Below are 22,689 nucleotides of genomic sequence, written 5' to 3'. Positions count from 1 at the left end.
ATCTACGACGTTCAGGAATCGTCGTCCTCGTCCTCGTCGTCCTCCTCGCGATATTCACCGCCGATGGTCAGGCCTTCGATGGCCGTGGCGCCTTTCGACTTGATGACCCGGCGGAGCGGGATCGAGCTCTCGCTTCGCAGTGCGTCCATCAGCTGTTCCGAATGGGTGACGATCCAGATGTCGGCGCGGCGCGATGCCTTGGCGATGAGCCGGGCCAGCGGCGCCAGCAGCGACGGATGCAGGCTGGTCTCGGGTTCGTTCAGCGCAATGAACGGCGGCAGCCGGTAGCCCATGAACACCGCGAGCAGGCAGATGTATTTCAGCGTCCCGTCGGATAGTTCGTGCGCCCTGAACGGCCGCGGCATATCCGGCAATTGCAGAGCGAATTCGCACCTGCCATTTTCTTCCCATGCGCGGAGTTCGGCACCTGGGAATGCATCCTGGATCGCGTCCTGCAAATCGTTGGCGTCTTCCCGAATGACATAGAGCGTCGCCAGGGTGGCAGCCAAATCGATTCCATCGGCGCTGAGCGAGGGCGTTGCGATCGCGAGACAAGGCTTTCGGATCGGCGACGCCGGATCGGTGCGAAAGTCATGATAGAATCGCCAGCCCAGCATTGCATTTCTGATCAGGTCGATTTCCGGGCATTGCTTGCCATCGGAAAAAGCCGCAAGCGCGGTCTCTGACGGCAGCACCGCGTCCTTGTGCGCGTTCCAGGCGCCGCTCTCGCCGCGGACGCTGATGAGCGAATTGATGCGCTCCATCAGCTTGACCGTTCGTTTGCCGTGCGTCGCCTCGATAATTTCGGTCTTGATCATCGGCTCGCCGGAAAACGCGGCCTGAAGCGGGCTGGGAAACCCGAGCTCGATGGAATAGCTCATGCTGTCGAATGTGGCCGACAGCCGCAGCCGGCCATCTTCGCCTCGCTTGCGAATGCCGGACCAGCAGACCGAATTCAACCCGCCTTCATCGGCGATCGTGCGGGTGATCTGACCGGTCGCCGCGTCGCGCAACAGCGACAAGGACTTGTAGAGATTGGATTTGCCGACTCCATTCTCGCCAACGAACACGGACAAGGGATGGATGGGTATGGAGAGCCGCCGAATGGAGCGATAATTCGAGATCGCAATGTCGGACGGACGCATCACATGCTCTCAATCGGCGGGTGCCTGGCATTCGCGGGCGGGGTGCGAATACGTTGTTTCAATCCAGGGATGCAGTCTGGATTGAGGCCGCCGGGAAATCAAGCCGATCGATCGGGCGTTCGGTCAGGGCAATCGCATATGAATTGCACGAAGACCGCGCGCGGCTTGCTCCGCCTCTCCCGCTTGCGGGAGAGGCCGACGCGCCCCGGGCGATGCGCAGCATCGTCCCGCGCGCGGCGGGTGAGGGCTCTCACCACAAAGGGACAACCTCCGCAATGCTCAACAATCCCGACGCGGAGACACCCCCACCCCAGCCCTCCCCCGCAAGCGGGAGAGGGAGCCCACTGCCGATGCCACCCCATCTGCAAACCATAGGTTCAGTGGCCGGCTCTTACCGGCGCGGGCGGCCCATACATCTCTGGCCCCTCCGCCACCTTCTCCCGATCCCCGCCCAGCACGCGCTGCACCGAGACGAAGAACACCGGCACCATCAGCAGCGCCAAAATCACCACCGCGATCATGCCGCCCATCACGATGCTGCCGAGCGCCTGCTGGCTGGCGCCGCCGGCGCCGTGTGCAATGGCCATCGGCAGCACGCCGCAGATGAAGGCGAGGCCGGTCATCAGGATCGGGCGGAAGCGCAGGCGGCAGGCCTCGATGGTGGCGTCCACCAGCGGCTTGCCTTCTTTCCGCAGATCCTTGGCGAACTCGATGATCAAAATCGCGTCCTTGGCCGCGAGGCCGATGATGGTGATGAGGCCGACGGTGAAATAGACGTCGTTGGGCAGGCCGCGCAGCATCGCTGCGACCACCGCGCCGACGATGCCGAGCGGCACGGTGAGCAGCACCGCGAGCGGAATGGTCCAGCTCTCGTACAGCGCGGCCAGGCACAGGAACACCACGAACACCGAGAGCCCGAGCAGGAACGGTGCCTGCGAGCCCGACAGCTTCTCCTGGAGCGACTGCCCGGTCCATTCATAGCCGAAGCCGCGCGGCAGCTTGCCGGCAAGCCGCTCCATCTCGGCGATGGCATCGCCCGAGGTGAAGCCGGGTTTCGCCTCGCCCGAGATGCGCACCGCCGGATAATAGTTGAAGCCGGTAATCTGCGTCGGTCCGCGCGCCCATTCCACGGTCGCGAAGGACGAGAACGGCACCAGCTGGCCGCGGCTGTTCTTGACGTTGTAGTTGAGGATGTCCTCGGTCCGCATGCGGTCGCGGGCATCGGCCTGCACCACGACGCGCTGCATGCGGCCGCGGTTCGGGAAGTCGTTGATGTAGTTCGAGCCGAGATTGGTCGAGATCGTGTTGTTGATGTCCTCGAAGGTGACTCCGAAAGCGCCGGCCTTTTCGCGGTCGATCACGAGATTGACCACGCCGGCCTCAGGCAGGCCTTCGACATAGACCTTCTGAAGCACCGCGCTCGCATTGGCCTCCGCGATCAACTGATCGGCGGCGCGCATCAAGGCCGGATAACCCTTCTGGCCGCGATCCTGGAGGCGGAACGAGAAGCCCGAGGAGTTGCCGAGATTGTCGATCGGCGGCGGCTGCAGCGCGGAGATTTTTGCGTCGCGGATCGACGACGACAGATCGCGGTTGATGTCGGTAACGATCGCCGCTGCCGAATCCTTCGGCCCGCGCCCCGACCAGTCCTTCAGGGTGATGAAGGCCTGCGCGGTGTTCATGCCCTGGCCGGAGAAGCTGAAGCCGGTGAGGAAGGTGACGTTGTCGACGCCCGGGCGCTGCGCCAAATATTTTTCCACTTTCTCGATCACCGCCTCGGTCCGGCCATAGGACGAATCCGACGGCGTCTGCACGTCGGTGGTGACGAAGCCCTGATCGTCGACGGGCAGGAAGCCGCCGGGCAGATTGACGAAGGCCCAGGACAGGCCGGCGAGCAGCGCGACATAGACCAGCATCAAGCGGCCGGTGCGCTTCAGCGAGAAGCCGACGGTGCGGGAATAACCCTCCTTGCTGCCGTCGAGCATGCGGTTGAACCAGCCGAACACGCCCTTCTTGGCATGGCCATGACCGGCAGCGACGGGCTTGAGCAAGGTCGCACACAGCGCCGGCGTCAGCGACAGTGCGAGGAAGGCGGAGAAGCCGATCGCGGCGACCATGGTCACGGAGAACTGGCGATAGATGATGCCGACCGAGCCCGGGAAGAACGCCATCGGCACGAACACGGCCATCAGCACCAGCGTGATCCCGATGATGGCGCCGGTGATCTGCGACATCGCTTTCCGCGTGGCTTCCTTCGGCGGCAGCCCCTCCTCCGCCATGATGCGCTCGACATTCTCGACCACGACGATGGCATCGTCGACGAGGATGCCGACCGCGAGCACCATGCCGAACATCGAGAGCATGTTGATGGAGTAGCCGGCGAGCAGCAGCGTGGTACAGGCGCCCAGCAGCGCCACCGGCACCACGATGGTTGGAATGATGGTGTAGCGGATGTTCTGCAGGAACAGGAACATCACCACGAACACCAGCACGATGGCTTCGACCAGCGTCGACAGCACCTTCTTGATCGAGGCCTCGACCACGGGCGTGATGTTGTAGGGAATTTCGTAGCCGATATTGGCCGGGAAGAAGCGGGACAGCTCCTTCATCTTCTCTTCGACGGCGCTCGCGGTCGCCAGCGCGTTGCCGGTCGGCGACATCAGCACGGAAAGACCGGCGGTCGGCTTGCCGTCGAGACGGGTGTTGAACTGGTAGCTGAGGCCGCCGACCTCGATGCGCGCAACGTCGCGCAGCCGCACGGTCGAGCCGTCGGCATTGGCGCGCAGGATGATGGTGCCGAATTCATCTGGGGACGAGAGCTGGCCCTTGACCAGCACCAGCGCGGAGGTGCGCTGGGTCGAGGTCGACGGCTCGGCGCCGATGCTGCCCGAGGCGACCTGCGCGTTCTGCGCGGCAATGGCCTTGTTGACGTCGTCGGCGGTCAGGCCATAGCCGACCAGCTTGGCCGGATCGACCCAGACGCGCAAGCTGCGCTCGGTCGAATACAGCGTGGCGCGGCCGACGCCGGGGATGCGGCGGATTTCGCCGAGCACGTTACGGATCATGAAGTCGCCGAGCCCGACCTCGTCGAGGCTGCCGTCGGTCGAGTTCAGCGTGATGATCTGGAGCACCGCGCTGGAGGCTTCCTCGATCAGGATGCCCTGCTGGATCACGGCGCGCGGCAGCCGCGCCTCGACGCGCTTGATGCGGTTCTGCACCTCGACCGAGGCGGCGCTGGTGTCGGTGCCCGGCACGAAATTGGCGATGATCTCGACCTGGCCGAGCGAGTCGCTGGTCGATTCGAAATTGAGGATGCCGGAGGCGCCGTTGAGCTCCTCCTCGATCAGCCGCGTGACGCTGTTGTAGAGGTTTTCCGGCGAGGCGCCGGGATAGCTGGTCGAGATCGAGATCGACGGCGGCGCGATGATCGGATATTGCGCGATCGGCAACAGCGGAATCGAAATTGCGCCGACCAGACAGATGAACAGCGCGACAACCCAGGCGAAGATCGGCCTGTCGATGAAGAAGCTCGCCATTACCGCTTTAACCTCGTTGTTTCACTAGTCCCTCATGGTGAGGAGGCGCGAAGCGCCGTCTCGAACCATAGAGGCCCGGCTCTCGCCCGCGGCCATCCTTCGAGACGCCCGCTTTGCGGGCTCCTCAGGATGAGGGATCAAGACAGTCGCGACGCCCGAACGTTACCGCATCAGCTTCTGGGCGTGCCGGTTATCGGCGGTCGCATCCGCTTCCGACCAGGATTGCGGCTTGACCTTGTCGCCGGCGGCGAACTTCTGGAAGCCTTCGACCACGACCTTGTCGCCGGCCTTCAGGCCGTCGGTGACGAACCAGATTCCGTCCTGGACCGAACCGGTGCGCACCGGCTGCACCGAGATGCGATTGTCGTCCTTGACGACGAACACCTCGCTGCCGCCGCCGCCATTGCGCTGGATCGCCTGCTGGGGCACCGCGATCGCGTCGCTGTCGAGGCCCTGGTCGATGCGGACGCGGACATACATGCCCGGCAGCAACTCGCGCTTGGGATTGCGGAACTCACCGCGCAAGGTCACCTGACCGGTATTGGCGTCGACCTTGGCATCCGAAAACAGCAACTTGCCGTCGAGCGAGTAGAGGGTGTTGTCGTCGAGCACGAGATGCACCTTGGCGGCATCGGGCGCGATGCGCTCGAGGTCGCCGCTCTCGAAGGCGCGGCGGAGCTGGTTGAGCTCGTTCACCGACTGGGTGAAGTCCGCATAGATCGGGTCGAGCTGCTGAATGGTGGCCAGATTGGTCTCATTCTGGACCGCGAGCGCCCCCTCGCTGACCAGCGCGGCGCCGACGACGCCGTCGATCGGCGCCCGCACGGTGGCGTAATCGAGATTGAGCTTGGCGCGCGCGAGGTCGGCCTTGCGGCCCTCGACCTCGGCATGGGCCTGGCGCTCGGCCGCGATCGCCTTCTCGTTCTCGGCTTCGGGTGCGGCGCGCTGGGCCGTGAGCGTGGCGATGCGGCGGGCCTGCTGCTGGGACTGCATCAGCGCGGCCTCGGCCTTGGCGACCGCGGCCTCGTTGGCCATCACCTCGACCTCGAACGGCCGCGGATCGATACGGTACAGCGGATCGCCGGCCTTCACCTCGCTGCCCTGTCGGAACAGGCGCTCGACCACGATGCCGGAGACGCGCGGCCGCACGTCGGAGACCCGCGTCGGCGCAATGCGGCCCGGCAGCTCGCGCACCACGGCGCGCGGCTGCGGCTTGACGATGACGATGCTGACGTCGGGGTCGTTGGGCTGGGCGGCTGAAATGGCGGAGCTGGATTCGTCGCAGCCTGCCAACAGCGGCGTAAAGGCCGCGAGCATCATTGCAACGCATGCCGATCGCGCGCGAAGTCCTGACATGATGTGGGGTGCCCCGATATTGTTGAAACCAATCACGCCGCGGCGCCCGTTCTGGGCGATTTCCGCGCGGCCGACGCGGTCAAAATAGACGGGAGTTGCTGCGACGCAACGCGCGCTGCGGGCGGCTCAATGTCACACGGTCTATGGTACTGAGTTCAGGGTGCTTTTTGCGCCTCACCCGATTGTGAGTCTGGTTCCACCGCCGCGTGCTGCGACGGAACATCGCAATTACCCCGCCGCCTTCATCCGGTAGTGGCTGACGCCCCACTCGGTTCCGTCGGCGTAGCCGAACAGGCCCGAGGTCGCGAGAAAGAACCAGCGCCAGCGTCGCATCCGCAGGCCGGTCTCCTCGCCATGGATGTTGCGCAAGGCCGCTTCGATGAAACAGCGATGCGTGTCGAAATTGGCGAGCCAGTCGTTGGCGGTGCGCTGATAATGCGTGCCGCTCCAGCACCATTCCTTCTCGACCGTGAAGATATCGTCGAATTGCCTGACGAGGTGATGGCTCGGCATCAGCCCGCCCGTTGAGACGCGCTGCGCGATCCAGTCGTCGCGATCGGCCCGGTCGAACAGGTGAGAGCCGGAGCGATGGGCGACGATGTGCATGAAGAAGCGCCCCTCCGGCGCGAGCCATGACCGTAGGCGCGTCATCAGCTTGTGCCAGTTCATCACGTGCTCGAACATCTCGACCGACACGATGCGGTCGAATTGCCCGTCGGGCGCGAACACGTTGATGTCCGCCGTGACCACGCGCAGGTTGAGGAGACCGCGCAGCCGCGCCTCTTCTTCGATATGGGCGCGCTGCGCCTGCGAGCTCGACACCGCCGTCACCTTGGCGTGCGGAAACTGCCGCGCCATCCACAGCGACAGCGAGCCCCAGCCGCAGCCGAGCTCGAGGATGGTCTGGCCGTCGGCGAGAGCGGCATGCTCGGCGGTCTGGCGCAACGCTTCCTCCTCGGCCTCCTGCAAGGTGGTCGCGTCGGTCTTGTAGAAGCAGCAGGAGTATTTGCGGTTGGGACCGAGCACCTTCGCAAAGAACGAAGCGGGCACCTTGTCATGGCCGGCATCCGCGTCCTCGGCGATCGGCCGCAGCATCATCCGCCCGGCGAAAGTGGCATCGTCCGCCCCGCCCAGCGCGGACAGGCGGGTCACCGTACGCGAGCACAGACGCTGGATCGCCGCGCGGATCACGACATCAGGCAGCGGCACCCGTTCGGCAGTCCCGATGATCGCGGACACGACGCTCATGCGACGACTCCGTCTTTGGGCGCCAGATCTTGGGCGGCAGGGGGAAAGTGCGACTTGAACCTGTGGAATGCGGACGATTTGGAAAGTACGTCCTTACCAAAGCCCGGTTTCCGCTTTGGGTTCCCCAGCTCTCCCCGAAATCGGCGCATCCGGCGCTTTTTTTGGGCCGGCGCTGTGCCATAGTGCGCCCCGCAAGCAAGTTAACGGATGATACCGGCCATGCCGCCAGGCGCCTCGCCCCGCTCTTCCATCGACATCGAATACACCAAGCTTTCCTCGCCCAGCGTCTTCCTGGTGCGGATGCTGGTCTTCCTGGTGCTCTGCGCCCTGGTGGGGGTGGTGCTCTACAAGCAGATCATCCAGGCCTTCTTCGCCAATCCCGGGCTCAATGCCCTGATCGGCGGCGTGCTGTTCATCGGCATCATCCTGGCCTTCCGCCAGGTGATCCGGCTCTACCCCGAAGTCTCCTGGGTCAACAATTTCCGCATCGCCGATCCCGGCCTTGCGCCCGCCCGCCACCCCAAGCTGCTGGCGCCGATGGCGATGATCCTCGGCGGCGAGCGCACCGGGCGGATGTCGATCACCCAGACCACCATGCGGCACCTGCTCGATTCGATCGCGACCCGCCTCGACGAGGCCCGCGACATCTCCCGCTACATGACCGGGCTTCTGGTCTTCCTCGGCCTGCTCGGCACCTTCTGGGGCCTGATCGAGACGGTCGGCTCGGTCGGCAAGGTGATCGACGGGCTCAAGGTCGGGGGTGATTCCGGCGCCCTGTTCGACACGCTGAAGGAGGGGCTGGCCGCCCCGCTCGGCGGCATGGGCATCTCGTTCTCGAGCTCGCTGTTCGGCCTCGCCGGCTCGCTGATCCTGGGCTTTCTCGACCTGCAATCGAGCCAGGCGCAGAACCGTTTCTACACCGATCTCGAAGACTGGCTCGCCACCACCGTGCGCGAATATGGCAGTGGCGAAGTGGCTGTCGCCGCCAGCGGCGGTGGCGGCGGCATTGCCAGCGGCGAGCTTCAGGCCGTCGTCGAGCGCTTGCGCACGGTGCTCGAGGAAGGCAGCGGCAGCCGCGGCACCACCGCGGCGATGGCGAGCCTCGCCGAAGCCATCCAGGCGCTGGTCTCGCATATGCGGACCGAGCAGCAGATGATCCGCGAATGGGCCGACGGCCAGGGCGAGCAGAACCGCGAGATCCGGCGCCTGCTGGAGCGCATCGCGCGTCAGCCCGAGAAGGGTTAGCGACATGGCACTGGCGCGCGGCCGCCGCGGCGATACCTCCTTCAACTACTGGCCCGGCTTCGTCGACGCGCTGTCGACGCTGGTGCTGTCGATCGTGTTCCTGCTGTCGGTGTTCCTGGTGGTGCAGTTCTTCCTGTCGCAGGAGGTCACCGGCAAGGACAAGGCACTGGAGCTGCTCAACGCCAAGATCGCGCAGCTCAACGAACTGCTGTCGCTGGAGAAGCTCGGCAAGCTCACGCTCGACGACCAGGTCTCGTCGCTGAAAGCCGGCCTCGCTTCGGCCGAGAGCGAGCGCGACCGCATCAAGGGCCTCTATGAGGGGCTCGCCGCGGCTGGCAACGACGCGCAAGGCAAATCCTCCGAGCTCGGCAAGGCGTTGGACTCCGAGAAGGCGGTTTCGGCGCGTGCGCTGGCGCAGATCGAGGTGCTGAACCAGCAGATCAGCGCGCTCAGGCGGCAATTGGCGGCACTGGAAGAAGCGCTCGACGTCTCCGAGAAGCGCGACAAGGAATCGCAAAATCGAATCGCCGATCTGGGATCTCGCCTGAATGTCGCCCTGGCGCAGCGCGTGCAGGAATTGTCGCGCTACCGCTCGGAATTCTTCGGCCGCCTGCGCGCGATCCTCGGCAACCGGCCCGACATCCGCATCGTCGGCGACCGCTTCGTGTTCCAGTCCGAAGTGTTCTTTGACACCGGACAGGCGGTGCTGCTGCCCGAAGGCCGCGCCGAGCTCGACACGCTCGCGAACGCGCTGATCGACCTCGACAAGAAGATCCCGAACGAGATCCCCTGGGTGCTGCGCGTCGACGGCCACACCGACGTGCGCCCGGTGAACGGTCCGAACTTCAAGTCGAACTGGGATCTCTCGGCCGCCCGCTCGATCTCGGTGGTGCAATATCTGATCTCGCTCGGCGTGCCCGCCCAGCGCCTCGTCGCCGCCGGCTTCGGCGAATTCCAGCCGCTCGACACCGCCAACACCGAGGAAGCCTACAAGCGCAACCGCCGCATCGAGCTGAAGCTGACGGAGCGGTAGTGAGCGCCGCTCTCCACCTCCGTCTCTACCGACCCGAGGACGAGGCCGCCGCAATCGACCTCTGGCATCGCACCTGGCAGCAGGCCTATCCGCAGATCGACTTCGCGGCACGCCTGGACTGGTGGCGCGAGCGCTGGCGCAAGGATCTGGTGCCGAAGGCGTCGATCGTCGTGGCGGAGCAGGACGGCGCACTGACCGGCTTCGTCACCATCGACGGCGACGGCTATCTCGACCAGCTCGTGGTCGATCCCGCGCATTGGGGCTCGGACGCGGCGCGGCTGCTGGTGGATGATGCCAAGCGCCTGTCACCGGCGGGCGTGATGCTGCTCGTCAACAAGGACAACAGCCGCGCCATCCGGTTCTACGAGCGCAACGGCTTTGCGCATGCCGGCGACGAGGTGAACCCGACCTCGGGCCGGCCGGTGCTGAAGATGATGTGGCAACCTTAGATTCTGGCGACCTTGATTCTGGCGGGCGTGACGCCCGTCACGTCGGGATCCCGGGACGTCGGCTAGTCGTTGTGCCGGGGAGTTGCGCCGGCAAGCGGATGGAGATGACCGATGAAACTGAGCGATCTGGCCAAGGGGTCTTCGGTCCTGCTCGGCGTCATCGTCGCCGGATATATCTCGACGAGCTATGTCGACCAGCGCCTCGCCACGCCGGTCAAGACGACGAGTGCTCCGACAAACGGCCTTGGGCCATCGGCCTGCGTTGATGAGGACGGGAGCTGGAAGAACTGGCCGTGGCCGAACGTGCCGGCGCTGTCGCCGAAGTGTCGATGAGCGGCGCTGTCGCGTAACTCGCCCCTACGCGCTCTCGCTTCAAGCGGAGTTCAAGATCGAACTGCCAGCTTTCGGCTTTGCGGATCGCGCGGTGGCTGTCTTCGCGAAGGCGGATCGACTCATCGATCGCGCGCTGCGCCCGCTCCAGGAGTTCGCGGGTTTCCTTGCTGAATAACTGGGCCATGAGGCGCACTCCCGTTGAGGCGGGAGCGCAAATCATCTCTCAGGCACCGACGCCTACGGACGAGCCTTTGGCCGGCGATACATGATTAGGCGCTACATCCGGGGGAACTGCAAGGTCCATCCACGCGGCTCAGGGCGCGGGCTGCCCTATCGGACTTAAGAAAAAGCTGATGAGCAGTCGGCTAAGGCCACGAGCTGACCAACGTTGGCGATGCCTGTCTCACGCGGATACTTTGCGGCGGTGGCGAATGCTGGACGGAGAGCGTCCATAGAGCTCGCGAAAGGCGGCGTTGAACCGGCGCACGCTGCCAAAGCCAGCCCGATAGGCGATCTGGGCCAATTGATCATCTGTCTCATCAATTAGGCGCTTCGCCCGCTGTACACGCCTGGTCTTTGCTACCTGCTGGGGGTTGGCCCCGACATACCGCTCGAACAGACGCGCAAGGTGGCGCGAGCTTACCCCGAGCCGATCGGCGAGTGCAGCAACCGAACCGTCGTCCAACGCGCCACCATCGATCAATTTCAAGGCACGCGCGACTGTCGAGCGCGTGCCATTCCAGGCAGCACAGAAGGGCGCGGTCTCCGGACGGCAACGCAGGCAAGGCCGGTATCCCGCAGCCTCGGCGGCCGCCGCAGTTTGATAATACGCCACGTTACGGGTCAACGGCTGCTTCACCGGACAAACCGGACGGCAGTAGATTCGCGTGGTCCTCACTGCCGTGTAGAAGCGGCCGTCATAGCGCGGATCACGCTGCAAGCGCGCGGTGTTGCATACCTCAAAACTGAGCATGACTCATTTTACCGTAGACCGCCGCCAAAAGAACAGCCTTGGGATGATCAGGTCCGATTCCGGCCAGCGATGTCGATGCGCTCTTCCTATAAGAGAGCCCAGATCCGCTAAGCACTTGGAGAAGCAAAAATGAACAGCACGAATCCTAAAGAGATCGTCATCAATGCCTGGAAGACTTTCAAAACCCGTGATGCCGGCTTGATCGCGGAGCTGTTTACTCCCGATGCCGAATGGATCGCGCCGGCCGGAAATGCCACTGCAGTCGCTCTCAAGCACACCGACCACATGATTGGACCGGACCAAATCGCACGCTTCATTGCCACGGAAATGCATCATCTGTTCTCGAACGTCGAGATCTCTTTTCTGGGCCTTCATGCCGATGGTGACACTGTGGTGGTCGAGGAGCGGATGCGGGCCACACTTCCTGGAGGCAAGCCCTACGAGAATGATTATTGCTTCGTCTTCGTCCTTTCGGACGACCGCATCAAGCTGGTTCGCGAATATATGGACACCCGAAAGGGCTGGCAGATGATCTTCGAGCCGCTTTGAAAACTGCTTTGGGTCGGAAGCCGATGTCTATCGGGGGAAGCCAATGGCGGTTATCGCAGTCGGGCCCTTGCAAAAAGCGCGTCCTCGCCCCCCGATCCTGCTAAGCGTGACCCTCGCATCATTTTTCGATGAAGCCGCCCTTCGGAGCTTTGTGAGGTATGTCCCATCCAAAATAGACTTCCACCCGAACGATTTTGTCTCCGCGAGCGGTGGTTACCTCACAATTACGAAACCGGTGACCTCCTGCAGCTGCCGCCTCATAGACGATGACTGCTCGGTTTCCATCCTCGGTCGCGATGACCTCATCGAACGAACTGGTCTTTTCGCTGTTGGGCCAGCAGCGGCGCAGATACGTCGCACGATCCAACTCATTGTCGATCGGACTTGAGAAGTGATAATCGTCCGCAAGAAGCGCTTCGATCGCTGTCAGATCCTTGTCGGCGTATGCCTTTAGCCTGGCACGTGCCAGATCGAGCGTGCTTTTCGTCATGTCATTTTTCCTTTTAGAGTTCGACCGAACGAAAGGCCGACCGGACGAAGTGCCTCCCTTGCTGGCCTCATGCCAGGAAACGACATCGGATGACTTGAGCCTCAACAACCTTCGGTAAAAATCGTTCCGCGCTCACGCTGCGCGCGGTTGGAAAGCAGCCCGACCAACTTCGCGATACGGCCGATCCGGATCGTGCTCTTCGCGAGTTGACAAGCATTCTTCATCCGCCCGCATGAAGGAAGACGATGGGGCGCGAAGCGTCAATATCTCCGCTGTCGTTCCCCGCGACAGGCGGGGAATCCAGTACGCCGCGGCTTATCGGTTGATCACTTCCGTCTCGGAGTACTGGATCGCCCGCCTGCGCGGGCGATGACACTGTGAGTGGGGCAGCAGTCCGAACTACTCCGCCTCACGCCCCCTCGAACTGCAACCTCGCCAGCCTGGCATAGAGTCCGTTCGCGGCCACCAGCTCCGCATGCGTGCCCTGCTCGACGATCCGACCCTGGTCCATCACCAGGATGCGGTCGCAGGACAAGACGGTGGCGAGGCGGTGCGCGATGACGAGGGTGGTGCGGTGGCGCATCAGCTCTTCCAGCGCGGTCTGCACCAGCGTCTCGCTTTCGGCATCGAGCGCGGAGGTGGCTTCATCGAGCAGCAGCAGCGGCGCATCGCGCAGGATCGCGCGCGCAATGGCGATGCGCTGGCGCTGGCCGCCGGACAGCGTCACGCCGCGCTCGCCGAGCGGTGTGTCGAAACCTTCGGGCAGGCGCCGGATGAACTCGGCGGCGTGCGCGAGCTCGGCCGCGCGCTCGACCTCGGCATCGGTGGCATCGGGCCGGCCGAAGCGGATGTTGTCGCGGGCGCTGGCCGCGAACACGTTGGATTCCTGCGGCACCAGCGCGATGCGCGAACGGAAGTCACGCGGATCGGCGGATTTGACCGGCACGCCGTCGAGCAAGATCGCGCCGCTGCGCGGATCGTAGAAGCGCAACAGCAGATGGAAGATCGTGCTCTTGCCGGCGCCGGACGGACCGACGATCGCAACCTTCTCGCCGGGGCGCACGGTGAACGAGACGGCATCCAGCACATTGACGTCACGCCGCGCCGGATAGGCGAAGCTGACATGATCGAAGCCGACTTCGCCGCGCGCCGGCACCGGCAGCGCGCGCGGCGACGCGGGCGCGGTGATGTCGGGCTGCACATGCAGGATCTCGAACAGGCGCTCGGCAGCGCCTGATGCCGCCGAGATCTCGCCCCAGACCTCGCTGAGCTGGCCGAGGCCGGCCGCGGCGAAAGCCGCATAGAGCACGAACTGGCCGAGCCGGCCCGGCGTGATGGTGCCGGTCAGCACGTCGTGCGAGCCGATCCAGAGGATCGCGACCACGCTTGCGAACACGATGAAGATGATGATGGCGGTGAGCACGGCACGCGCCTGCGTGGACGTGCGCGCGGCTTCATAGGCCTGTTCGACCTCGCCGCCGAAACGCTTTTCGGCAAGGCTCTCGCTGGTATAGGCCTGCACGGTGCGGATCGCACCGACGAGCTCGCTCGCATAGGCGGAGGCCTCGGCCAGCGTGTCCTGCGCATTGCGCGACAGCCGCCGCACCCAGCGCCCGAAGGCGACCAGCGGCAGCACGATCAGGGGAATGGCCAGCAGCACGAAGCCCGATAGCCGCGGGCTGGTGATCACCATCATCGCGGCGGCACCGAAGAACATCATCAGATTGCGCAGCGCGATCGAGACCGAGGCGCCGACGGAGGATTTGATCTGGGTGGTGTCGGCGGTCAGGCGCGACACCAGCTCGCCGCTGCGCGCGGAATCGAAGAAGGCCGGCGACAGCGACAGCAGATGGGCGAAGACGTCGCGCCTGAGATCGGCGACGATGCGCTCGCCGATCGTCATCACGAGGTAGTAGCGCGCAGCGCTCGCCAGCGCGAGCACGGCAACGACGGCGATCATCACCGAGAAGTAGCTGTTGATCAGCTCGATGCCCTCAGGCGTCAGGCCGAAATCGATCATCCTGCGCACCGCCACCGGCACCAGCAAGGTGGTCAGCGCCGCGATCGTCAGCGCGACAAAGGCCAGCGCCGCCCGGCCGCGATAGCGCGCCACATAGGGCGCAAGCGCCAGCAGCGGCCGCAGCTTCGCGCGGCTCTTCGCCGGCGCCTCGATCAGGTCGGCCTCGATCGACGGGGCTTCCGCGGGCCCGGTTTCAAGCCGTTCTACTGCGCTCATGAGATCCGACCAAAAGACAAAGAGAGGTGCTCCGCTCCAGATAGGCCGGGCGAGCGGGAGTGGCAAATCCGGGATGTCCCTTAGGGGGCCGCCCGGTCCCCTACCCAAAACCCCAAAGGGCTAGCCAAGACCTTGCCAAGACCCTGGAATGGCTTGTTTTACAGGGGCCTGTGGGGTATAGACCGCGCCAAATCCGTCATTCGATAGCCACTCAAGTGAGGCGCCGGGGCGCCGAGGAATTGCCATGAAAGCCGAAATTCACCCGAACTATCATACGATTAAGGTCGTGATGACCGACGGAACCGAGTACCTGACCCGCTCCACCTGGGGCAAGGAAGGCGACACGCTGAACCTCGACATCGACCCCAAGTCGCACCCGGCCTGGACCGGCGGCAACGCCCAGCTGATGGATCGCGGCGGTCGCGTTTCGCGCTTCCAGAAGAAGTTTTCGGGCTTCCTCAAAAAGGATTGATCCGGCCCCTCGCGGCTGGAGACGAAAACGCCCCCGGAGAGCCGGGGGCGTTTTTTTGTTTTGGGGGACGCTCGTCATTGCGAGAAGCTCTTGCGACGAAGCAATCCAGACTGTCTCCGCGGAGGGATTTCTGGATTGCTTCGCTACGCTCGCAATGACGGGGCTTACCGCTCGAACGCCGCCTTCAGCGCGTTGAGATGCGGCACCAGCGGGTTGCCGATCGAGGAATGATCGACCGGCGGGGTGTGGATGGTGGTGTCCAGCCGGCGCACGCGGGTCTGAAGGCTCATCGAGCGATGGATCAGGTCCTGGAGCTGCGACGGCAGCTTCTCGATGCTGTCGGTTGAGCCGGGATCGGCGGCGGAGAGCTTGACCTTGGTCTTTTCGCGATTGGCCTGGCCCAGCGTCATCTCGCCTTCCTTGACTGCGCGGTGCAGCAGCAGCCACGAGGCAAGCTGCATCAGGCGGGTGGTCAGACGCATGCTCTCGGTCGCATAGGTGAGGCTGACGGCACGATCGAGCGCCTTGGCCTCGGTGCGGCCGGCGCCATCGAGATAGGCGGCGGTCTCTTCCACCAGGTCCATGCCCTCGCGGAACAGGATGCCGAACGCCGCAGAATTGGTGAACCGCTCGCTGAGTTGAACGAGAGCGCCTTCGGCTTGCAAACGTTCCATGGTTAACGCCCCTTACGCAACTGTCTGACTGCCCGGCTTTGGCGCCGGCTTATGATGAACAAATCATTGCGCGGGCGGGACGCCGAGTCCAGTGACAAGCGCGGATATGGTTTCCGCGGGTCTTTGCCCGGAATTCAACCGCGGCGAGACGCAAAAGCCGGAGCCGGGCACAAAAAAAGAGCCGCCGGAAAACCGGCGGCTTTGAAAGTTGATAACAGGGAGGCGTCAAACAGAGTGGACAGGAGCCACTCGGTGTCCAAACAAGGACAGTTCCAAGTCATAAACTCGAAAGCTTAATGTGGAGTAAACGAGCGATTATTTTGAGGATTCGTTAGCCATGTCGGTCAGTGGCCGAGTGGGTGCGCGGAACGAACTCTCCCCGTCGCCCCGGCCTAGTGCGCAATTGCGCACGGGGGCCGGGGCCCATAGCCACAGGGAGAAGTCGTCGCGCGAGCCGGCAACTCCGAGTCTTCGGAAAACTGCTCGCACGGCGTATGGGTCCCGGCCTCCGCCGGGACGACAGCTATTGTTTCGAGCCTACTTCTTGAAAACACTGTTGGCCGCATCGCGCGAGGCGCGCTTCTTTGTTGTGGCTTCTTCCAGCCTTGTGATCTCGCCCTTGAGCAGCGCGATGCGCTCGGTCAGTTCCTCCACCGACAAGAGTGAGAGATCCTGTCCGATGTCATGGCTGATCTTCTTGCGCGGGCGGTCGTCGTCTTCCATCGCCATCCTGGTTCCTCCTGCGTTCGCTTCACAAGCGGCTGAGGCGGTTGCCAGCCTGCACCGCGCTGGCTAAGCAATGGCCTCGTTCCATCCCGCACCTTTGCTCAAGGACACATCATGGACAAGCTGCCCGCGCAAATGACCGTGGTCGCCATCTCGAAACCCGGCGGACCGGAAGTGCTGGTGCCGGAAGAGCGGGCGCTGCCGCAGCCCGGGCCCGACGAGATCCTGGTCAAGGTGCAGGCCGCCGGCGTCAACCGGCCCGACGTGGCGCAGCGCTCCGGCGCCTATCCGCCGCCGCCCGGCGCCAGCGACCTGCCCGGCCTCGAGATCGCGGGCGAAGTGGTGGCCGTCGGCAGCAACGCCAAGCGGCACAAGATCGGCGACAAGGTGATGTCGCTCGTCGCCGGTGGCGGTTATGCGCAGTACTGCATCGCGCAGGACGGCCAGGCGATGAGCGTGCCGCCGTCGCTGTCGATCAAGGAAGCCGGCGCGCTGCCGGAAACGCTGATGACGGTCTGGCACAACGTGTTCGAGCGCGGCGGGCTGAAGGCCGGCGAGACGCTGCTGATCCATGGCGGCTCGTCCGGCATCGGCACCATGGCGATCCAACTCGCAAAAGCGTTCGGCGCCAAGGTGATCGTCACCGTGGGATCGCAGGACAAGATCGATGCCTGCCTCAAGCTCGGCGCGGATCGTGCCATCAACTACAAGGACGAAGACTTCGTCGCCGTGGTCAAGGCGGAGACGAACAATGCCGGCGCCAATCTGATCCTCGACATGGTCGCCGGCGACTATGTCGATCGCAACTATGACGCCGCCGCGCTCGACGGCCGCATCGTGCAGATCGCGACCCTCAACGGGCCCAAGGTCACCGTCAACATCGCCAAGGTGATGGTGAAGCGCCTGACCCATACCGGCTCGACGCTGCGCCCCCGTAGTAATGCGGACAAGGCGGCGATGGTGGCCGCGATCGAGGCGAAAGTGATGCCGCTTTTACGCGAAGGCCGGGTCAAGCCGCTGATGGACAGCACTTTCCCGCTGGAAAAGGCATCCGATGCGCACCGGCGGATGGAAACCTCGGCACATATTGGCAAAATTGTGTTGGAGGTCTAGGCCAGCGGCCCACAGGCCAAGCCGGAAACCCTTTGATTTTCCTTGCTTTCGTGGCATCTATCGCGACGCACCGAACCACCTTGTTCCGTTCGGAAAACGCCGTGCACCGAAGAGCCTGCACCGAACAGTTTGCGTCGAACGCGGAGAACTGACCTTGCGTCTGATCAGGTGCCTCGCGCCCATAGCGCTGGGCCTCATGATTCTCGTCTGCGCGTTCCCGGCGCGCGCGCTGGACGCTGTCAGCGTCCGCGGTGACGCGCCCGCGATCGACCTCACCGGCGTGCTCGAGCATCAGCGCAGCGACGCCGACCGCATCCAGGTCTCGACCGCGCCCGGCACCGACGGCATCGTCCGCCGCATCGAGGTGCGCGCCCGCGAAGGCGGCCAGAACTGGGTGGTGTTCGCGCTCGCCAACAACACCGACGACCAACTCGACCGCCTGATCGTCGCCCCGCATTACCGCATCGTCTCCTCGGGGCTGCTGTGGCCCGATCTCGGGCTGTCGCGCATCGCGACCATCACGCCCTCGACCGGCGACCGGCCGGAGCGGCAGGAGAGCCCGACCGCCGACGTCTTCCGCGTTACCCTCGATCCCGGCGCCGTCGTCACCTTCGTCGCGGAGCTGCGCACCGACAAGCTGCCGCAGCTCTATTTGTGGGAGCCGGAATCCTACAAGGACAAGGTCAACTCGTTCACGCTGTACCAGGGCATCGTGATCGGCATCTCCGGCTTGCTGGCGCTGGTGCTGACCATCCTGTTCGTGGTCAAGGGCAGCATCATGTTCCCGGCCGCCGCGGCGCTGGCCTGGGCGGTGCTGGTCTATATCGGCGTCGATTTCGGCTTCTGGGGCAAGGTGCTCGACATGTCGAACAACGCCGAGCGCATCTGGCGCGCGGCGGGCGAGGCGATCCTGGCGGCGACGCTGCTGGTGTTCCTGTTCGCCTATCTCAATCTCAGTCGATGGCACGTGCGCTATTCCCACATCACGGTGGGCTGGCTCGCGTTCCTGGGCTCTCTGGTTGCGCTGGCCCTGTTCGACCCTGCGGTGGCGTCCGGCATCGCGCGCATATCGCTGGTGTTGATTGCCTTCGCCGGCTTCGCGCTGATCGTCTATCTCTCCACCCACGGCTTCGACCGCGCGGTGCTGCTGATCCCGACCTGGTTCCTGCTGGTGGTCTGGGTGGTCGCGGCCGGCATGACGGTCGCGGGCTCCGTCACCAACGACATCGTCGGCCCTGCGCTGCTCGGCGGCCTCGTGCTGATCGTGATGCTGATCGGCTTCACGGTGATGCAACATGCGTTCGCCGGCGGCGGCGCCACCACCGGCGTCGTCTCCGACATCGAGCGCCGCGCGTTGGCGCTGGCCGGTTCCGGCGATCTGATCTGGGACTGGGACGTTTCCGCCGACAAGGTCTTCACCAGTCCTGAGACCGAGGCCCTGCTCGGCCTCAAGCGCGGCACGCTGGAAGGCCCGGCCGCCTCCTGGCTGGAAGTGCTGCACCCGCTCGATCAGGACCGTTTCCGCGCCGCGCTCGACAGCGTGCTCGACCAGCGCCGCGGCCGCCTGGTGCAGGATTTCCGCCTGCGCACGCCGGACGGTCACTTCATGTGGTTCGCGCTGAAGGCGCGCCCGGTGGTCGGCTCCGACGGCGAGGTCTCGCGCGTGGTCGGCACCCTCACCGACGTCACCGAGCTGCGCAACGCCGAGGAGCGCCTGCTGCACGATTCCGTGCATGACAATCTTACCGGCCTGCCCAACCGCAAGCTGTTCATGGACCGGCTCGGCGCCGTCGCGCATTTTGCCAAGACCATGCCGACGCTGCGGCCGACGCTGATGGTGATCGACCTCGACCGCTTCAAGCAGGTCAACGATTCCGTCGGCATCGCGGTCGGCGATTCCATCCTGCTGACGCTGGCCCGCCGCCTCACCCGCATCCTGAAGCCGCAGGATACGCTGGCGCGGCTCGCCGGCGACCAGTTCGGCTTGATCCTGCTCTCGGAGCAGGACCCCGCCCGCATCACCGCCTTCGCCGAGACCATCCGCAAGACCATCCGCGCGCCGATCGCCTTCAACGAACGCGAGATCTTTCTCACGGCATCGATCGGCCTTGCCTTGTCCGATCCGCAAGTTCAGCTCACGGACGAGATCATCAAGGACGCCGAGCTTGCGATGTATCACTCCAAGCGCATCGGCGGCGACCGCATCGACGTTTACAAGTCCGCGATGCGCGCGCGAAAGACCGACCGGCTGACGCTGGAGAGCGAACTGCGCCGTGCCATCGAGCGGCAGGAGCTCACGATCCTGTACCAGCCGATCGTGCGGCTTGAAGACCGTTCAGTGGCCGGCTTCGAGGCGCTGGTGCGCTGGGATCATCCCAAGCTCGGACGCATGGCGCCGTCGGAATTCATCACCATCGCGGAAGAGACCGGCCTGATCATCGACCTCGGCATGTTCGTGCTCGACCAGACCGCCAAGCAGCTCTCGATCTGGCAGCGCGCGATGCGCTCGCGCGAGCCGATCTTTGCATCGGTCAACGTCTCCTCGCGGCAATTGCTGCGCCACGATCTGATCCACGACATCCGCACCGTGCTGTCGCGCTCCTCGGTCGCGCGCGGCACGTTGAAGCTGGAACTGACGGAATCGCTGGTGATGGAGAATCCGGAGCACGCGGCGCAGATGCTGACGCGGATCCGCGAGCTCGGCACCGGGCTGTCGCTCGACGATTTCGGCACCGGCCATTCGTCGCTGGCCTATCTGCAGCGCTTCCCGTTCGACACCATCAAGATCGACCAATCCTTCGTGCGCACCACCAACCGCGGCACCCGCCCGGTGATCCTGAAGTCCATCATCGCGCTCGCGCACGATCTCGGCATGGACGTGGTCGCCGAAGGTGCCGAGACCGATTCCGACGCGGTCGAGCTCTACCAGATGGGCTGCGAATACGCGCAAGGGTTTGCCTTCGGCGAACCCATGGACGCCGACGCCGCGATGCGCCTGCTCACGGAAGTGCGCCTGGAAGCGGCGAGCTAGCTCTTCTTTCCCTCTCCCCTTGCGGGAGAGGGTCCGCTCGCAAAGCGAGCGGGGGTGAGGGGTATCTCCCCCCCGAATGCTACTCTCTCAATCGCGGATGCAACCCCTCATCCGGCGCTTCGCGCCACCTTCTCCCGCAAGGGGAGAAGGGAAGAGAGCGCACACCGCTAGCGCCGCCGGTCACTCTTCAGCTTCGTGAACCGCACGCTCGCACCGTCCGGCATCCGCATCGCCTTGAAACCCGCGGCGAGGCAGGCTTCGCGTTGCGGCATCTGGATGTCCGGGCTGCGCAGGCTGTCCCACCATGAGGCACGATTGGCCGCGCGCGGCAGGGCCGCGCCGATGATCTCTTCGATCTGTTCATAGGTCAGCACGAATTCCGCCTGCTTCTGCCGCATCAGATAATCGCGCAACGCGTCGTAGTCGTTCACCGCTGTCCTCTTCGCTGGTCGAAGCCCCGCTTTGCCCAAAAACGTGAGCCGCGGAAACCAATTTTTAACTCATTCCGGCAGCGCCGTCCCGGCTTAAACACTGCTCAAGCTTTCGGGCGCATTCACTAATGTCGGGAGCAAACGATGTTGTCTCGATGGCGCGACGTCACGGCCCGCCGGCCATGGCGGCTTTCGGCGAAGCTGCTGATCATCTCGTCCGTGGTGACGGTGATCGGCTTTTCCGCCATTTGCGTCAACGTCATGCTGGACATGCGCCACGGCGAGGAGGCGCTCGCCCGTCAGACGCTGGAAAACCTGGCGACGACCATCGAATCCGACATCAGCCGCAACATCGAGATCTACGACCTGGCCCTCAAGGCGGTCGCCAGCAACATGCTGCTGCCGGAGATCGCCACGGTCTCGAAGCCGATCCGTCACCTCATCCTGTTCGACCATTCGACCACGGCGAGGCATTTCGGCGCGATCCAGGTGTTCGACGCCGACGGCCGGCTGACCATCGACGCTTCCACGCTCGATCCCTCGCCGGTAAACCGGAGCGAGGAAGACTACTTCAAGGTCCATCGGGACAATCCCGACGCAGGCCTCTTCATCAGCCGTCCCATGCTGTTCCGCGGCGCCTATTCGATCGTGCTGAGCCGGCGCATCAGCGATACCGACGGCGGCTTCCTCGGCGTCGTCGCCGGATCCATCCGCTTCAGCTATTTCCACGAATTGTTCGAGCGGCTGAGCCTCGATCCCGACGACACCATCACCGTGCTCAGGCGCGACCGTACGGTCATGATGCGGCGGCCGTTTGATCTCGACGTGATCGGCACGAATCTGGCCGCCCGGCCGGTCTGGAAGGCCGAAAATCTGAAGGTCGGCGGCGCATTCGCCGGTCAGGGGCCGATCGACGGCACGCCGCGGCTCTATGTCCGCAGCAGTGGGACCAGCCCGCTATTCGTGGTGGCGGGCAAGCCACTGAGCGCCGTGTTCGAACTCTGGCAGAGGGAAGCCTATCGCATCGGTGCCGTGGTCCTCGCGCTGAACCTGTTCATGCTGGCCTCAACGCTGGTGCTCGCGCGCGAGATCGGCCGGCGCGCCGAGGCCGAGCGCAAGCTCGAGGAGATGGCGACGACCGACGCGCTCACCGGCCTGAAGAACCGCCGCAAGTTCGACCAGGTGATCGACGTCGAATGGCGCCGCGCGATGCGGCAGAAGACACCGATCGCCCTCTTGATGATCGATGCCGATCACTTCAAGGCCTACAACGACACGTTCGGCCATCAGGCCGGCGACCAGGTGCTGGTCGGCATCGCCATCTGCATTTCCGATTCGGTGAGCCGCGCCGGCGACTGCGCCGCGCGCTATGGCGGCGAGGAATTCGCCGTGCTGCTGCCGGGCACCTCGGTCGCCGACGCTCTCAATGTGGCCGAGAAGATCCGCGCCAAGGTGCAGGGCTGGTCCGACGACCACACAAGCTCGACGGTGTCCTGCGGCATCGCGAGCCTCGTTCCCACCACCGGCATGGACTGGCCGCTGCTGGTTGCCGCCGCCGACAAGGCGCTCTACGCCGCAAAAGCCGGCGGCCGCAACCAGTCGGTGGTCGCGAGCCTGCCGAAGCTGTCGCTGGTGGCGTGAGGGCCCGG

19 protein-coding genes are annotated in these 22,689 nt (G+C 64.5%); 9 read left to right on the top strand and 10 right to left on the bottom strand.

Features of this window, described 5'->3' with window-relative positions; genetic code table 11:
- Window positions 1-11: 11 nt before the first annotated feature.
- The 4 genes from BRA1417_RS0108695 to BRA1417_RS0108680 all read right to left on the bottom strand — a co-directional run bounded on the left by BRA1417_RS0108695 (window position 12) and on the right by BRA1417_RS0108680 (window position 7,285).
- Window positions 12-1,145, bottom strand: a complete 1,134-nt coding sequence (locus BRA1417_RS0108695) for an AAA family ATPase (protein ID WP_027515508.1) — start codon at window positions 1,143-1,145, stop codon at window positions 12-14.
- 377 nt (window positions 1,146-1,522) lie between these two features.
- The gene (locus BRA1417_RS0108690; RefSeq protein WP_027515507.1) at window positions 1,523-4,681 is read right to left on the bottom strand and encodes an efflux RND transporter permease subunit; all 3,159 of its coding nucleotides are present in this window, start codon (window positions 4,679-4,681) and stop codon (window positions 1,523-1,525) included.
- Between the two features lie 162 nt (window positions 4,682-4,843).
- On the bottom strand, window positions 4,844-6,037 hold the full coding sequence (locus BRA1417_RS0108685; protein ID WP_156948642.1) for an efflux RND transporter periplasmic adaptor subunit: 1,194 nt from the start codon (window positions 6,035-6,037) through the stop codon (window positions 4,844-4,846).
- A gap of 228 nt (window positions 6,038-6,265) precedes the next feature.
- Window positions 6,266-7,285, bottom strand: coding sequence for a cyclopropane-fatty-acyl-phospholipid synthase family protein (locus BRA1417_RS0108680; protein ID WP_027515505.1), 1,020 nt, complete (start codon window positions 7,283-7,285; stop codon window positions 6,266-6,268).
- Between the two features lie 219 nt (window positions 7,286-7,504).
- On the opposite strand from BRA1417_RS0108680, the gene BRA1417_RS0108675 reads away from it, so the two are divergent.
- The 4 genes from BRA1417_RS0108675 (at window position 7,505) to BRA1417_RS0108660 (ending at window position 10,345) form a co-directional block, all read left to right on the top strand.
- Window positions 7,505-8,530, top strand: coding sequence for a flagellar motor protein MotA (locus BRA1417_RS0108675; protein ID WP_027515504.1), 1,026 nt, complete (start codon window positions 7,505-7,507; stop codon window positions 8,528-8,530).
- 4 nt (window positions 8,531-8,534) lie between these two features.
- Window positions 8,535-9,563 carry a peptidoglycan -binding protein gene (locus BRA1417_RS0108670; RefSeq protein ID WP_027515503.1) on the top strand — a complete coding sequence of 343 codons (1,029 nt, stop codon included), beginning with the start codon at window positions 8,535-8,537 and terminating at the stop codon, window positions 9,561-9,563.
- On the top strand, window positions 9,563-10,012 hold the full coding sequence (locus tag BRA1417_RS0108665) for a GNAT family N-acetyltransferase (protein ID WP_027515502.1): 450 nt from the start codon (window positions 9,563-9,565) through the stop codon (window positions 10,010-10,012). The genes BRA1417_RS0108670 and BRA1417_RS0108665 overlap by 1 nt, the downstream gene beginning before the upstream one ends.
- Window positions 10,013-10,123: 111 nt before the next feature.
- Window positions 10,124-10,345 carry a hypothetical protein gene (locus tag BRA1417_RS0108660; RefSeq protein WP_027515501.1) on the top strand — a complete coding sequence of 74 codons (222 nt, stop codon included), beginning with the start codon at window positions 10,124-10,126 and terminating at the stop codon, window positions 10,343-10,345.
- Window positions 10,346-10,748: 403 nt separating this feature from the next.
- On the opposite strand, the gene BRA1417_RS0108650 is transcribed toward BRA1417_RS0108660, so the two are convergent.
- Entirely contained in the window at window positions 10,749-11,318 is a 570-nt protein-coding gene (locus BRA1417_RS0108650; protein WP_027515500.1) for a bifunctional transcriptional activator/DNA repair enzyme AdaA, read from the bottom strand.
- Window positions 11,319-11,447: 129 nt separating this feature from the next.
- Here BRA1417_RS0108650 and BRA1417_RS0108645 point away from each other — a divergent pair, with 129 nt between their 5' ends.
- The gene (locus tag BRA1417_RS0108645) at window positions 11,448-11,867 is read left to right on the top strand and encodes a nuclear transport factor 2 family protein (RefSeq protein ID WP_027515499.1); all 420 of its coding nucleotides are present in this window, start codon (window positions 11,448-11,450) and stop codon (window positions 11,865-11,867) included.
- A 118-nt stretch (window positions 11,868-11,985) separates the two neighbouring features.
- On the opposite strand, the gene BRA1417_RS0108640 is transcribed toward BRA1417_RS0108645, so the two are convergent.
- Entirely contained in the window at window positions 11,986-12,357 is a 372-nt protein-coding gene (locus BRA1417_RS0108640; protein WP_027515498.1) for a nuclear transport factor 2 family protein, read from the bottom strand.
- Between the two features lie 409 nt (window positions 12,358-12,766).
- A complete protein-coding gene (locus BRA1417_RS0108630; protein ID WP_027515497.1) occupies window positions 12,767-14,593 on the bottom strand; it encodes an ABC transporter ATP-binding protein/permease in 1,827 nt (608 codons plus the stop codon).
- Window positions 14,594-14,837: 244 nt separating this feature from the next.
- Here BRA1417_RS0108630 and rpmE point away from each other — a divergent pair, with 244 nt between their 5' ends.
- Window positions 14,838-15,065: a 50S ribosomal protein L31 gene (rpmE, locus tag BRA1417_RS0108625; RefSeq protein ID WP_007599895.1), complete on the top strand. Its 228-nt coding sequence runs from the start codon at window positions 14,838-14,840 to the stop codon at window positions 15,063-15,065.
- Between the two features lie 164 nt (window positions 15,066-15,229).
- On the opposite strand, the gene BRA1417_RS0108620 is transcribed toward rpmE, so the two are convergent.
- Entirely contained in the window at window positions 15,230-15,739 is a 510-nt protein-coding gene (locus tag BRA1417_RS0108620; protein ID WP_027515496.1) for a DUF1465 family protein, read from the bottom strand.
- A 537-nt stretch (window positions 15,740-16,276) separates the two neighbouring features.
- Entirely contained in the window at window positions 16,277-16,468 is a 192-nt protein-coding gene (locus BRA1417_RS0108615) for a DUF1192 domain-containing protein (RefSeq protein ID WP_027515495.1), read from the bottom strand.
- A 111-nt stretch (window positions 16,469-16,579) separates the two neighbouring features.
- Between BRA1417_RS0108615 and BRA1417_RS0108610 the strand changes: the two genes are divergently transcribed.
- Complete coding sequence (locus BRA1417_RS0108610; RefSeq protein WP_027515494.1) at window positions 16,580-17,578, top strand: NAD(P)H-quinone oxidoreductase; 999 nt, start codon at window positions 16,580-16,582, stop codon at window positions 17,576-17,578.
- Between the two features lie 154 nt (window positions 17,579-17,732).
- On the top strand, window positions 17,733-20,609 hold the full coding sequence (locus BRA1417_RS0108605; RefSeq protein ID WP_026232774.1) for an EAL domain-containing protein: 2,877 nt from the start codon (window positions 17,733-17,735) through the stop codon (window positions 20,607-20,609).
- Between the two features lie 167 nt (window positions 20,610-20,776).
- On the opposite strand, the gene BRA1417_RS0108600 is transcribed toward BRA1417_RS0108605, so the two are convergent.
- Window positions 20,777-21,040 (bottom strand): hypothetical protein, encoded by a 264-nt coding sequence (locus BRA1417_RS0108600; protein WP_027515493.1) that lies wholly within the window; start codon window positions 21,038-21,040, stop codon window positions 20,777-20,779.
- 144 nt (window positions 21,041-21,184) lie between these two features.
- On the opposite strand from BRA1417_RS0108600, the gene BRA1417_RS0108595 reads away from it, so the two are divergent.
- Window positions 21,185-22,681, top strand: a complete 1,497-nt coding sequence (locus tag BRA1417_RS0108595) for a sensor domain-containing diguanylate cyclase (RefSeq protein WP_027515492.1) — start codon at window positions 21,185-21,187, stop codon at window positions 22,679-22,681.
- Window positions 22,682-22,689 lie beyond the last annotated feature (8 nt).

The sequence above is a fragment of the Bradyrhizobium sp. WSM1417 genome, assembly GCF_000515415.1.
GTDB lineage: Bacteria > Pseudomonadota > Alphaproteobacteria > Rhizobiales > Xanthobacteraceae > Bradyrhizobium.
This window is presented reverse-complemented; position numbering and strand designations above follow the sequence as displayed.

Coding starts and splice junctions, on each gene's coding strand:
- BRA1417_RS0108675 (WP_027515504.1), top strand. CDS start 7,505: ATGCCGCCAGGCGCCTCGCCCCGCTCTTCCATCGACATCGAATACACC.
- rpmE (WP_007599895.1), top strand. CDS start 14,838: ATGAAAGCCGAAATTCACCCGAACTATCATACGATTAAGGTCGTGATG.
- BRA1417_RS0108680 (WP_027515505.1), bottom strand. CDS start 7,285: ATGAGCGTCGTGTCCGCGATCATCGGGACTGCCGAACGGGTGCCGCTG.
- BRA1417_RS0108685 (WP_156948642.1), bottom strand. CDS start 6,037: ATGTCAGGACTTCGCGCGCGATCGGCATGCGTTGCAATGATGCTCGCG.
- BRA1417_RS0108650 (WP_027515500.1), bottom strand. CDS start 11,318: ATGCTCAGTTTTGAGGTATGCAACACCGCGCGCTTGCAGCGTGATCCG.
- BRA1417_RS0108645 (WP_027515499.1), top strand. CDS start 11,448: ATGAACAGCACGAATCCTAAAGAGATCGTCATCAATGCCTGGAAGACT.
- BRA1417_RS0108615 (WP_027515495.1), bottom strand. CDS start 16,468: ATGGCGATGGAAGACGACGACCGCCCGCGCAAGAAGATCAGCCATGAC.
- BRA1417_RS0108640 (WP_027515498.1), bottom strand. CDS start 12,357: ATGACGAAAAGCACGCTCGATCTGGCACGTGCCAGGCTAAAGGCATAC.
- BRA1417_RS0108690 (WP_027515507.1), bottom strand. CDS start 4,681: ATGGCGAGCTTCTTCATCGACAGGCCGATCTTCGCCTGGGTTGTCGCG.
- BRA1417_RS0108695 (WP_027515508.1), bottom strand. CDS start 1,145: ATGCGTCCGTCCGACATTGCGATCTCGAATTATCGCTCCATTCGGCGG.
- BRA1417_RS0108610 (WP_027515494.1), top strand. CDS start 16,580: ATGGACAAGCTGCCCGCGCAAATGACCGTGGTCGCCATCTCGAAACCC.
- BRA1417_RS0108660 (WP_027515501.1), top strand. CDS start 10,124: ATGAAACTGAGCGATCTGGCCAAGGGGTCTTCGGTCCTGCTCGGCGTC.
- BRA1417_RS0108630 (WP_027515497.1), bottom strand. CDS start 14,593: ATGAGCGCAGTAGAACGGCTTGAAACCGGGCCCGCGGAAGCCCCGTCG.
- BRA1417_RS0108670 (WP_027515503.1), top strand. CDS start 8,535: ATGGCACTGGCGCGCGGCCGCCGCGGCGATACCTCCTTCAACTACTGG.
- BRA1417_RS0108620 (WP_027515496.1), bottom strand. CDS start 15,739: ATGGAACGTTTGCAAGCCGAAGGCGCTCTCGTTCAACTCAGCGAGCGG.
- BRA1417_RS0108595 (WP_027515492.1), top strand. CDS start 21,185: ATGTTGTCTCGATGGCGCGACGTCACGGCCCGCCGGCCATGGCGGCTT.